Raw genomic sequence first — 13335 nt, 5'->3', positions numbered from 1 at the left:
TGGAGGAAGATCTATGCATGAGAAAAATTGGTCAGAGCTATTTTTAAACTATTTGATTGTTGAACGTGGCTATTCTATAAAAACCAAAATTGCTTATGAAGAAGATATGCATAATTTTTTTGATTTTTTAAAGGATTCAGGTGAAGCTAATTATTTAAGTGTTGACCATTTAGATATTCGTACCTACCTAAGTTTTCTCTATGATAAAGAATACAGTCGAAATTCTATTAGTAGAAAAATTGCTAGTTTACGATCGTTCTATCAATTCTTACTTAAAAATGAAGTAATCAAAGAAAATCCTTTTTCTTATGTCCACATGAAGAAAAAGCAGTTGAGACTTCCTCGTTTCTTTTATGAAAAGGAAATGGACGCTTTATTTGAAAGTGCTACAGGAACAAAACCTTTAGATTTCAGAAATCAAGCATTACTAGAAATCCTTTATGGCACCGGTATTCGGGTAAGTGAATGTACAAACCTAACAGTAGAGTCAATTGATTTTTCTACAAATGTATTATTGATTCATGGAAAAGGAAATAAAGATCGGTATGTACCTTTTGGTTCTTTTGCTTCAGATGCACTCAAAGAATATTTAGATAAAGGACGAGCTGTTTTAATGGAAAAATACCATCAAGAGCATACTTTTGTTTTTGTTAATCATCATGGTGAACAGCTTACTCCAACAGGCGTTGAGTATATTTTGAATCAACTTATCAAAAAAAGTACATTGAGTAGTGATATCCATCCTCATATGTTACGGCATACGTTTGCAACACATTTACTAAATAATGGTGCAGATATGCGTACTGTTCAGGAACTATTGGGTCACTCTGACTTATCCACCACACAGATTTACGCTCATGTAACAAAAGAAAGCTTGCAAAAAAATTATCGAACATTTCATCCTCGTGCATAACGTAGGAAATATTATCTAGCTTCACGGGCTAACTCTTCAGAAAAAATAGGATTATTGAAAAAAGCGCCACCCTCATATTTTCCTAGTTTTCTAACAGAGCTGAACAAGCCCGCTGTGCTTTTAAATCAGGAGGAATAACAATGGTTGAATCACAATTTCATTCAACAACAATCTGTGCTGTTGAAAAAGATGGGAAATTTGCAATGGCTGGTGACGGTCAAGTAACAATGGGAGAATCTGTTGTTATGAAAGGAACAGCTAAAAAAGTCCGTAGAATTTATAATGACGAAGTGGTTGTTGGTTTTGCAGGAAGTGTCGCAGATGCTTTTACACTGGAAGAAAAATTTGAAGGTAAACTAAATGAATACAATGGCAATCTAACGAGAGCGGCAGTTGAATTAGCACAAGAATGGCGAACGCAGCAATCTATGCAAAAACTAGAAGCTATGCTGATCGTGATGAATGATAAAGAAATGTTGCTAGTTTCTGGAACGGGTGAAGTAATCACTCCAGATGATGGTATTTTAGCAATTGGTTCAGGTGGTAACTTTGCCCTGTCTGCAGCTCGTGCGATGAAGCATTACGGAGACAAAGAAATGTCTGCTAAAGAAATCGCTAAAAATGCGTTGAGTATCGCTGCCGATATTTGTGTCTTTACAAATCACAATATTATTGTAGAAGAATTATAAATGGGGGATATGACCATGAACGAACTAAACAAAACACCAAGAGAAATCGTTAAAGAACTAGATGAATATATTATTGGACAAGAAACCGCAAAAAAATCTGTCGCAGTTGCCTTGAGAAATAGATACCGTCGTTTACAACTTGAAGAAAAAATGCAGCAAGATGTCACACCTAAAAATATGTTAATGATTGGTCCTACTGGAGTAGGGAAGACAGAGATTGCTAGACGTTTGGCAAAAATCGTCAATGCTCCTTTTATTAAAGTAGAAGCGACTAAATTTACAGAAGTAGGATATGTTGGTCGCGATGTAGAATCAATGGTTCGTGATTTAGTAGAACAATCGATTCAAATCGTTGAAAAAAAACAATATAGCCGCGTTTACTCCCAAGCCCTGAAAAAAGCCAATAACCGTCTAGTCAAAGTGCTTGTACCTGGCATTAAAAAAGAACAAAAACAAACATCCAATAATCAGTTTGAGCAAATGATGCAAATGTTCAATAGTGCCCAGCAGCCACAAGAAACACAAGAAGATGTCACCGAAGAAATCAAAATTAATCGTAAAACGATTCTGGAACAGCTAGAAAAAGGCCTTCTAGACAATCGTGAAGTAACGATCGAAATAGAAGAACCTAAAAAAACAATGCCTGCTATGAATAATGGCATGGAACAAATGGGTATCGATTTGAATGAAACATTAGGTGCATTATCACCTAAGAAAAAGGTTGAACGCACCGTTACAGTAAAAGAAGCTCAGGAGCTATTAGTAAAAGAAGAATCTGCCAAAATCGTTAAAGAGGCAGATATTCATAGCGAAGCTATTCGTTTAGCTGAAAGCAGTGGAATCATTTTTATTGATGAATTTGATAAAATTACCTCAAAGAGTCAGCAAAATTCAGGTGAAGTTTCACGTGAAGGTGTACAACGTGATATTTTACCTATCGTTGAAGGCTCACAAGTCAATACAAAATACGGTTCGATTCAAACGGATCACATCTTATTTATCGCATCAGGTGCCTTTCACTTGTCTAAACCAAGTGATTTGATTCCTGAATTACAAGGTCGTTTCCCAATTCGCGTTGAGCTAGATGATTTAACTGCAGAAGACTTCATAAGAATCTTAACTGAGCCAAATAATGCTTTGATCAAGCAATACATTGCTTTGATTGGTACGGAAAATGTTACGGTGATTTTTACAAAAGAAGCCATCGAAAGAATTGCGAATATTGCCTTTAACGTGAACAGAGATACGGATAATATCGGAGCCCGTCGCCTGCATACTATTTTAGAGCGTTTATTGGAAGATTTATTATTTGAAGCGCCTGATATGCAGATGGGTGAAATTACGATTACAGAAGCGTATGTGAATGAAAAACTAAATAGTATTGTACAAAATGAAGATTTAAGTCGCTATATTCTTTAGGATCATCTAGATGCAAGATCGATGTAATGCGGACTGTTCTTACCACGTATATCCAGCTTAAAGAGCTAGCCTTTTGGGAAAAAGATAAAAAATAAATGAGATAACAGTTGTCTTAGTAATTTTTTCTATTTCCCTTTCAAGGCTGAACGAGCTCTTTTAGTTTTTAAATTAGGAGGAGTAAAAATGACTACTTTATTAGAAAAAACCCGTCAAATCAATAAGCTTTTGCAACAAAAAAACACCTTTGATCAAAAAGCCGAATTGCCTTACGACAAGATGGCAGTGATTTTAGGTGACGTCTTAGATAGTAATGCTTATATTATCAGTAACGAAGGGGTTTTGTTAGGGTATAATGAAAAACTTGACGTTAATAATGCACGTGTAAAACATATGTTTGAAGAAAAGCGCTTTCCTCAAAGTTATACTGACGCTGCAGACAACTTGAATAAAACAGAAGCGAACATTTCAATCACTAGTGATTTGACTGCATTTCCTGTCGAACTACGTGAAAAATATCCCTTTGGTCTAACAACGATCGTGCCAATGTTTGGTGCTGGTGAACGTTTAGGAACGATTATTTTAGCAAGAGTTGAGCAATCATTTGATGATGAAGATTTGGTATTAGCGGAATACAGCGCCACTGTTGTTGGGATGCAGATACTTTATCAACAATCAAGAAATATCGAAGCTAATGTTCGTAGTGCAACTGCCGTACAAATGGCAATCAATACTTTGTCCTACAGCGAATTGAAAGCGGTCCAGGCAATTTTTAAAGCATTAGATGGTGAAGAAGGTAGATTAACGGCTTCAAGTATTGCCGATGAAATCGGGATTACCCGCTCAGTAATCGTAAATGCATTAAGAAAATTAGAATCTGCCGGTATCATTGAATCTAGATCCTTGGGAATGAAAGGGACGTATCTGAAAGTTTTGAACAAACAGTTTATTAAAGAATTGGAAAAAGATAACAAGTAGGGGGGAATAACGATGACTGTACAAATCGAAAATGAATTTCTGATTGCGACAATTGCTGAAGATGGCGCTGAACTTGTGAGCTTGAAATCAAAGGAAAATAATATTGAGTACATTTGGCAAGGAGACCCAGCATTTTGGGGACGACATGCTCCAGTGTTATTTCCGATTGTTGGTCGTTTAAAAGACGATCAATACACCTATGAAAATCAGACCTATCCAATGAGTCAACATGGATTTGCTAGAGATAGCCTTTTTGAAGTGATCGAACATGCTTCTGAACTAGTTTCGTTGTCACTAAAAAGTAATAAAGAGACAAAAAAAGTATATCCATTTGATTTTGAATTGATTCTTTCTTATGCATTAGAAGAAAATAATTTAGTCGTTCACTATCAAATTGAAAATACAGGTACAAGTGATATGTACTTTTCAATCGGTGGTCATCCTGCCTTTAATGTTCCATTAGAACCAGAATTGACATTTGATGATTATTATTTAAGTTTTTCACCAAAAAAATCGCGCACTCAGATCCCGTTAGTAGGTCCTTTGGCAGATTTTGAGCATAAAACACTAGGTCAAACCAATACTAGTCTTGCTATTCGCAGAGAATTATTCAAAGACGACGCAATTATTTTTGAAACGAAAGGTCTAAACGCTTTTATGATTGAAACGGATGAAGGACCTCATAGTATTAGTTTAAGTTATACGGATATGCCTTACGTTGGTATATGGTCTCCTTATCCACAAGAAGCACCATTCGTTTGCATCGAACCTTGGTGCGGCATTGCTGACGAAGTACATGCAACAGGAAATCTTGTTGATAAAAAAGGGATCAACAAATTAACAGCAGCAGATATTTTTAAAACACACTATACACTTACTACTAAATAAAAAACTAGGATCCGAAGCTTATGCTGCTTCGGATCCTAGTTTTTTTATTTTTCTTTTTTAGCACCTAAACCAAATGGTACACGACTTTCAGTACCATCTTTGATTCTTTTTATATTATCTTTGTGACGAATAAAAATAAAAACAGTCAAAGCTAAAGCAATTGTTGTTAATAACCAATCAAATTTAGGAAGAATAGCAGGGATAGAAAACGGTAAAATAACCGTTGAAAGCGTAATAAGTACAGCACTGATCATACTGGTCAAACTAACCATACTGGTAATGTATAATATAATAATAAAAATCAAGGCAGAATAAACAAAAAATTCTGGATTGTATGCCAATATCATCCCTGCACTTGTGGCAACAGCTTTTCCTCCTTTAAATTTGGCAAAGATCGGAAATGTATGACCCAAAACTGCGGCAACCCCAAAAACTAAAGGATTAACATTCAAAGAAAACAACAGAGGTAAACAAGTTGCTAATGTTCCTTTTAAAATATCCATTAATAAAACAACTATACCCGCTCTTTTTCCTAAAACTCTAAACGTATTCGTTGTTCCTGTATTACCGCTACCAAATTGCCGAAGGTCTTTTTTAAAAAATAATTTTCCAACCCAAACGCCAGAAGGGATGGAACCAAGTAGATAAGCTATAATTAATAGCACCAAGAATTTCATTAAGTAACCTCTTTCTGTTCAAACTAGCATTTATTCTATCATGAATAGAAACAGCTAACAATAATTATCTATTCGTTGTATAATGAAATTAAGAGAAAGAAGGAAGGATGAATAAAATGCCGATAGAAAACCCATCACAAGAACAAATAATTGATTACTTAAAACAAGCAAAACGAATCGCGGTCGTTGGACTAAGTGCCAAAGAAGACCGGACAAGCTATAAAATAGCTGAATTACTGCAAGAATACGGCTATGAAATCATTCCTGTAAATCCAACTTTAGTCGGCCAAGAAATTCTTGGTGAAAAAGTCTACGAGAAATTACAAGACATACCAGGACAAATCGACATCGTTGATATTTTCCGTAGAAGTGAATTTTTACCAGAAGTGGCAGATGAATTCTTAAAAACAAATGCAAAAGTTTTCTGGGCTCAACTAGGGTTAGAAAATCAGGAAGCTTACGATAAGTTGAAAAAGGCAGGAAGAAATGCTATTATAATGAATCGTTGCATTAAAATTGAATTAGCTAAAATGCCTAAATAGACGTAAAGTATCATAAGAAAAGAGTGGCCGTTTTGGAAAGCTCTTTTTTTTTGAGAGCTTTTAGAGTATTATTGTAATGATGTGGCCTTTGGCCCTATAATTCAAGTATAAGGAGTTTTTTCTTTGGCGAAAAAAGTAAACAATGAATACAATGACGCCTCCATCCAGGTTTTGGAAGGATTGGAAGCTGTACGAAAAAGACCAGGAATGTATATCGGCTCCACAGATAGCCGTGGATTACATCATTTAGTCTATGAAATCGTTGATAACGCAGTAGATGAAGCATTATCCGGTTACGGAAATGAAATCAACGTAACGATTCAAAAAGACAATAGTATCAAAATCACCGACTCCGGTCGTGGAATGCCAGTTGGTATGCACGCATCTGGAATCCCAACTGTAGAAGTGATCTTCACTGTTCTTCATGCCGGCGGTAAATTTGGACAAGGCGGTTATAAAACTTCGGGTGGACTTCATGGTGTGGGCGCCAGTGTAGTAAATGCTTTATCCAGTTGGTTAGAAGTACGTATTGTCCGTGATGGCGTTGAATATATGGAACGTTTTGAAAATGGTGGAAAACCTGTCGGAACCTTAAAAAAAGTTGGTAAAACGAATAAAAAAAATGGAACTTCAGTTATTTTCCTTCCAGATGATACTATCTTTTCAACAATACATTTTTCATACGATACACTAGCAGAACGTTTAAGAGAATCAGCATTTCTGTTAAAAGGCGTAAAAATCTCCCTAACTGATCTTAGAGGTGACGAACTAAAAGAAGAAGTTTTTCATTATGATGAAGGGATCAAAGAATTCGTAGCCTATCTTAATGAAGAAAAAGACACCTTGACGCCCGTCGTCTATTTTTCAGGCGAAAAAGATGGTATCGAAGTTGAGCTTTCGTACCAATATAATGATGGCTATTCAGAAAATGTCCTTTCTTTCGTAAACAACGTGCGGACAAAAGATGGTGGTACTCATGAAGTGGGTATGAAATCATCTATGACGAAAGCTTACAATGAATATGCAAGAAAAGTCGGTTTGCTAAAAGAAAAAGATAAAAACCTCGAAGGTAGTGACTTCCGTGAAGGGTTAGCGGCAGTATTATCAATCCGTGTTCCAGAAAACCTATTGCAATTTGAAGGTCAAACTAAAGAAAAATTAGGGACACCAATGGCACGTAATGCTGTGGACAATGTTGTCGGAGAGCAAATGGGCTTTTATTTACAAGAAAATAGTGAAATGAGCCAACAATTGATTCGTAAGGCAATCAAAGCGCGAGAAGCCAGAGAAGCTGCACGCAAAGCGCGAGAAGAAAGCCGAAATGGTAAAAAACGGAAAAAAGGCGAATCTCTCTTATCTGGTAAATTAACACCAGCGCAATCACGAAATCCTAAAAGAAATGAATTATACTTAGTCGAAGGAGATTCTGCTGGCGGTTCAGCTAAACAGGGTCGAGACAGAAAATTCCAAGCGATTTTACCTTTGCGGGGAAAAGTGTTAAATACGGAAAAAGCTAAAATGCAGGATATTTTGAAAAATGAAGAGATCAATACAATGATCTATACAATTGGCGCAGGCGTTGGGCCAGAATTTTCAATTGAAGACTGTAATTACGATAAAGTCATTATCATGACAGATGCGGATACCGATGGTGCCCATATTCAAGTCTTACTTTTAACATTCTTTTACCGCTATATGAAACCATTGATCGAAGCAGGCAAAATCTATATCGCGTTACCGCCTCTTTATAAAGTATCAAAAGGAATTGGCAAAAAAGCTGTAACAGAATATGCCTGGACAGATGAAGAATTATCCAGCGTGACTGAACAAGTCGGCAAAGGATATATGCTTCAACGATACAAAGGTTTAGGTGAAATGAATGCAGATCAGCTGTGGGAGACTACAATGGACCCTGAGACACGTACATTGATTAGAGTTAGAATAGATGATGCGGCTCAAGCAGAACGCCGTGTAACGACGCTTATGGGCGATAAAGTAGAGCCTAGAAGAAAATGGATCGAACGACATGTGCAATTTACCTTGGAAGAAGATGGCAGCATCTTAGATAGAAAAGATGGCGAAATAGAAATTTCCCCATCTATTTCAAATGAAGTATTAGATGAAGAAAAAAAAGAAGAAACTGAACGTAAAAATGCTGAAGCAGAAGCTGCCGAGATCAGTTTATTCGATTTAGAGTAGGGAGTGACAAATTTGGAAAAACGCCAGGATATTCAAGAATTAACGCTTGAAGAAGTAATGGGCGATCGTTTTGGAAGATATTCCAAATATATCATTCAAGAACGGGCCCTACCTGATATTCGTGATGGATTAAAACCTGTACAACGTAGAATTTTATTTTCCATGAATAAAGATGGAAATACCTTTGAAAAAAGTTTTAGAAAGTCTGCAAAATCTGTCGGAAATATCATGGGTAATTATCATCCTCATGGTGACAGTAGTATTTATGAAGCAATGGTTCGGTTGAGTCAAGACTGGAAACTTCGAGAAGTCTTGATTGAAATGCACGGGAATAACGGAAGTATGGACGGTGACCCGCCTGCTGCAATGCGTTATACAGAAGCTCGTTTATCTGAACTAAGTGGTGAATTATTAAAAGATATCGAAAAAGAAACAGTTGATTTTGTTTGGAACTTTGATGATACCGAAAAAGAACCTACTGTTTTACCAGCGAAATATCCTAATCTACTTGTGAACGGTTCTACAGGAATCTCAGCAGGTTATGCAACTGAAATTCCTACCCATAACTTAGCTGAAATCATTGATGGTACGATTTATTTGATTGATCATCCTAATGCGACATTAGACAAACTAATGGAATTTATTCCAGGACCAGATTTCCCGACAGGTGGTATTTTACAAGGAAAAGAAGAAATCAAGAAAGCCTACGAAACGGGTCGTGGAAAAGTGATTCTGCGCTCAAAAACCAGAATCGAACCTCTAAAAGGTGGAAAACAACAAATTGTAGTTACTGAAATTCCTTATGAAGTCAACAAAGCGACATTAGTGAAAAAAATGGATGAGGTCCGTTTGAATAAAAAAATCGACGGTATCGCTGAAGTTCGTGATGAAAGTGATCGTACTGGTTTACAGATTGCGATTGAATTGAAAAAAGATACAAATGCTGAAGGTATTTTGAACTATCTTTTCAAAAATACGGAATTACAAATCAATTACAACTTTAATATGGTAGCAATCGACAATATGACACCGCAGCAGGTTGGACTAAAACGGATTTTAGATAGCTATATTGCTCACCGTAAACAAGTCATCACCAACCGAAGTCAATTTGAATTGAATAAAGCCAAAAGACGTCAACATATCGTTGCTGGTTTGATCAAAGCTTTATCGATCTTAGATAAAGTGATCGAAACGATCCGCGGAAGTAAAGATAAAAAAGATGCTAAGATGAATTTAGTAAAAGCCTATGCATTTACTGAAGAACAAGCAGAAGCAATCGTTACATTACAATTATACCGATTAACAAATACGGATATCACACAACTTGAAAAAGAGGCAGAGGAGTTGAATCAACTTGTAACAGAGTTGACGAAAATTCTAAGTGACGAAAAAGAATTATTCAATGTGATGAAAAAAGAATTACGTGAAGTAAAAAAACAATATGGAAATCCACGCTTAACCCAGATCGAAGACGAAATCCAAGAAATCAAGATCGATACGAAGGTTTTAGTTGCCCAAGAAGACGTTATTGTAACGGTTACACATGAAGGCTATATCAAACGAAGCAGCCTACGCTCATACAGCGCATCCAAACCAGAAGAGGTAGGAATGAAAGAAGGAGACTTCTTGCTTTATACAGGGGAAGTTAATACCTTAGATCATATTTTACTGATTACAAATAAAGCAAATGTGATCTATCGTCCAATTCATGAACTTCCCGATTTAAGATGGAAAGAAATAGGAGAACATATTTCGCAAGCTATTTTAAATCTGTCAGTCGATGAATCGATCATTGCCGTTTATACCTACAAAGAACTTTCTCCAACGAAAACATTTGTTTTCATGACAAAAGAAGGTATGATCAAACAAAGTAAAATGACCGATTTTGAACCATGGAGAACGTATAAGAGTCGTCCAACAAATTGTATGAAACTAAAATCAGAAACTGATGAAATCGTTAATGTTTATTTAACAAATGAACAAAAGATCTTAGATGTATTTTTAGTTAGTCATAGAGGATTTGGTTTGCGCTATCCATTAGAAGAAGTACCAGTCGTTGGTGCTAAAGCTGCTGGTGTTAAAGCAATGAACTTGAAAGATCAAGACTATGTAGTAAATGGTTTGTTGGTCCAAGAAGATGGTGACACACCAATTGTATTGTTGACACAACGAGGAAGCATCAAACGAATGTTGGCTCAAGAATTGCCACAACTCGGACGTGCAAAACGTGGATTGATGGTTCTAAGAGAATTGAAAAAGAATCCTCATCGCGTAACATTTATGTCAGAAAGTAGTCCATTAGAATTATTAGTTACAACACAAAATGGACAACAATATACAATCGATTCTGAAAAATACCCAATCAATGATCGAACATCAAATGGTTCATTTATGCTTGATGAAAAACAAGATGGTGAGATTTTGGAAGTGCACGAAATGCATTCGGCAGAATTAGAAGCAAAAACGAATGAAGAGTCTAAATAATAGATTAGCTGTTCTATAGAATTAGAAAAAAAGAGTGACTGTACTAGTACAGTCACTCTTTTTTTTATAACAGATTTCTTACTTCACAATAAAGTATCAGATAACTTAGTTACATTAATCACAAACGTTAAACACTTATACAAAGCCATTTATTTGAATATTTATTTAAAATATGAAGAATTAGCTCATAATATAGTAAGTAAAGGCTTGCATAAAATTGATGATGTGTTATACTAATCACATAAAGCTGTTACAATAGATTTCAGCATACTAAGGAGGCCCACAATGGAGCAATGGACAGGCTTTAAAGGCGACAAATGGAAAACATCAGTAGACACACGTGACTTTATTCAAAGAAACTACACTGAATACACAGGTGACGATTCTTTCCTAGAGCCAATCGCGCCAAGCACAGACAAATTATGGACAAAATTACAGGAATTATTTGAAGTACAGCATGAAAAAAATGGTGTCTACGATATGGATACAAACATTCCTGCAACCGTAACTTCTCACGAACCAGGCTATTTGATCAAAGAAGAAGAAACAATCGTTGGTTTACAAACAGACGTACCATTAAAGCAAGCATTCATGCCATTTGGTGGTATCAACATGGCCAACAATTCTTTAACTTCAAATGGATACGAAGTTGACGCTGAAATGTCTAAAATATTCACAGAGTGGAGAAAAACACATAATCAAGGTGTTTTTGATGCATACACGCCAGAGATGAGATCAGCACGTAAAAACAAAATTATCACAGGTCTTCCAGATGCATATGGTCGTGGTCGTATTATCGGTGATTACCGTCGTATTGCCTTATATGGAATGGACTTCTTAATTGCTGAAAAGAAAAAAGATTTAAGCAACACTGGTAACAAAGTAATGACAGATGATGTTATTCGTTTAAGAGAAGAAATTTCAGAACAAATCAGAGCGATGGCTGACTTAAAAGAAATGGCTTCAACTTACGGATTCGATATCTCTAAACCAGCTGAAAATGCCAAAGAAGCAATTCAATGGCTATACTTTGGTTACTTAGGTGCTATCAAATCTCAAAACGGTGCAGCAATGTCTATCGGACGTATCTCTGCGTTCTTAGATATCTATATCCAACGTGATTTAGAAGCTGGACTTATCACTGAATTTGAAGCACAAGAAATGATCGATCATTTGATCATGAAATTACGTATGGTTAAATTTGCTCGTACGCCAGAATACAATCAATTATTCTCTGGTTACCCAATTTGGGCTACTTTATCAATCGCTGGTATGGGATTAGATGGACGTTCATTAGTGACTAAGAGTGATTTCCGTATCTTACACACATTAACAAATATGGGCCCATCTCCTGAGCCAAACTTAACTGTGTTATATTCTTCACATTTACCTGTTGGATTTAGAACATTTGCATCTAAAATTGCAAAACAAAGTTCATCTATCCAATTTGAAAATGATGATTTATTACGTGCTAACTGGGGATCAGATGACTGTGCGATCGCATGTTGTGTTTCTGCGACAGTTATGGGTAAAGATATGCAATTCTTCGGTGCTCGTGCTAACTTAGCAAAAGCTGTTCTTTATGCAATCAACGGTGGAGTAGACGAAAAAACAAAAATGCAAGTAGCACCTAAATTCCGTCCAATGACAGGCGATACTTTAGACTACAATGAATTTATCGATCGTTACAAAGACATCATGGACTGGTTAGCTGAATTGTATGTAAATACTTTAAACGTTATCCACTACATGCATGATAAATATTCTTATGAAGCTGCACAATTAGCCTTCATGGAAAGCAACTTACAACGTACGTTTGCGACTGGTATTGCAGGGATTTCACATGCTGCTGACTCAGTAATGGCAATCAAACATGGTAACGTACAAGTGATCCGTGACGAAGATGGTCTAGCAATTGACTATGTTCCTCAAAATGAATTCCCAACTTATGGTAACGACAATGAAGAAGCAGATGCAACAGCAAACTGGATTCTTGAGTACTTCATGACTCAAATCAGACGTCAACATACGTACCGTAATGCCAAACCAACAACTTCATTATTAACAATCACTTCAAATGTTGTTTACGGTAAAGCAACGGGGAATACACCAGATGGACGTCGCGCTGGTAAACCATTAGCACCTGGTGCTAACCCAAGTTATCAAGATGGCAAATTCTTAGGTGAGAAAAATGGTCTTTTAGCATCACTTAACTCAACAGCTAGATTAGAATATACAAGTGCGTTAGATGGGATTTCTAATACACAAACAATCAATCCTAACGGTTTAGGTAAAGATGATGATACAAGAATCGACAACTTACGTAACGTAATGGATGGCTACTTTGACAAAGGCGGGTACCACTTGAACGTTAACGTGTTCACAAATGAATTATTATTAGATGCACAAGCGCATCCAGAAAAATACCCTAACTTAACAATTCGTGTATCTGGATATGCTGTGAAATTCCGTGACTTAACGCCTGAACAACAAGCAGACGTTATCTCTAGAACTTCTCACGATAGACTATAATAAACAAACAACTGAAG

General features: G+C 36.3%; 10 protein-coding genes. 9 read left to right on the top strand and 1 reads right to left on the bottom strand.

All coding sequences use genetic code 11. The features are described from left to right. Positions 1 to 13: 13 nt before the first annotated feature. The 5 genes from xerC (at position 14) to AC4BC4_RS08000 (ending at position 4884) form a co-directional block, all read left to right on the top strand. Positions 14 to 913, top strand: a complete 900-nt coding sequence (xerC, locus tag AC4BC4_RS08020; protein WP_438755984.1) for a tyrosine recombinase XerC — start codon at positions 14 to 16, stop codon at positions 911 to 913. A gap of 140 nt (positions 914 to 1053) precedes the next feature. Continuing rightward, positions 1054 to 1602 (top strand): HslVU peptidase proteolytic subunit, encoded by a 549-nt coding sequence (hslV, locus tag AC4BC4_RS08015; RefSeq protein WP_438755985.1) that lies wholly within the window; start codon positions 1054 to 1056, stop codon positions 1600 to 1602. A gap of 15 nt (positions 1603 to 1617) precedes the next feature. After that, positions 1618 to 3021 (top strand): ATP-dependent protease ATPase subunit HslU, encoded by a 1404-nt coding sequence (hslU, locus tag AC4BC4_RS08010; protein ID WP_490475305.1) that lies wholly within the window; start codon positions 1618 to 1620, stop codon positions 3019 to 3021. Positions 3022 to 3204: 183 nt separating this feature from the next. Continuing rightward, positions 3205 to 3996 (top strand): GTP-sensing pleiotropic transcriptional regulator CodY, encoded by a 792-nt coding sequence (gene codY / locus AC4BC4_RS08005; protein ID WP_438755987.1) that lies wholly within the window; start codon positions 3205 to 3207, stop codon positions 3994 to 3996. 12 nt (positions 3997 to 4008) lie between these two features. Next, the gene (locus tag AC4BC4_RS08000; protein ID WP_490475304.1) at positions 4009 to 4884 is read left to right on the top strand and encodes an aldose 1-epimerase family protein; all 876 of its coding nucleotides are present in this window, start codon (positions 4009 to 4011) and stop codon (positions 4882 to 4884) included. A gap of 44 nt (positions 4885 to 4928) precedes the next feature. Here AC4BC4_RS08000 and plsY read toward each other — a convergent pair whose 3' ends face one another. Then, the gene (gene plsY / locus AC4BC4_RS07995) at positions 4929 to 5561 is read right to left on the bottom strand and encodes a glycerol-3-phosphate 1-O-acyltransferase PlsY (RefSeq protein ID WP_490475303.1); all 633 of its coding nucleotides are present in this window, start codon (positions 5559 to 5561) and stop codon (positions 4929 to 4931) included. Positions 5562 to 5677: 116 nt separating this feature from the next. Here plsY and AC4BC4_RS07990 point away from each other — a divergent pair, with 116 nt between their 5' ends. From AC4BC4_RS07990 to pflB, 4 genes are all read left to right on the top strand, one after another. After that, positions 5678 to 6103 carry a CoA-binding protein gene (locus tag AC4BC4_RS07990; protein ID WP_438755990.1) on the top strand — a complete coding sequence of 142 codons (426 nt, stop codon included), beginning with the start codon at positions 5678 to 5680 and terminating at the stop codon, positions 6101 to 6103. A gap of 123 nt (positions 6104 to 6226) precedes the next feature. After that, on the top strand, positions 6227 to 8302 hold the full coding sequence (gene parE, locus AC4BC4_RS07985; protein WP_490475302.1) for a DNA topoisomerase IV subunit B: 2076 nt from the start codon (positions 6227 to 6229) through the stop codon (positions 8300 to 8302). Positions 8303 to 8314: 12 nt separating this feature from the next. Then, positions 8315 to 10786, top strand: a complete 2472-nt coding sequence (gene parC / locus AC4BC4_RS07980) for a DNA topoisomerase IV subunit A (protein WP_438755992.1) — start codon at positions 8315 to 8317, stop codon at positions 10784 to 10786. Positions 10787 to 11071: 285 nt separating this feature from the next. Then, on the top strand, positions 11072 to 13318 hold the full coding sequence (gene pflB, locus AC4BC4_RS07975; protein ID WP_438755993.1) for a formate C-acetyltransferase: 2247 nt from the start codon (positions 11072 to 11074) through the stop codon (positions 13316 to 13318). Positions 13319 to 13335: the final 17 nt, after the last annotated feature.

The sequence above is a fragment of the Enterococcus sp. AMC1086 genome, assembly GCF_058216575.1.
The sequence above is the reverse complement of the archived record's forward strand: the minus strand, read 5'-3'. Positions and strand labels throughout refer to the sequence as shown.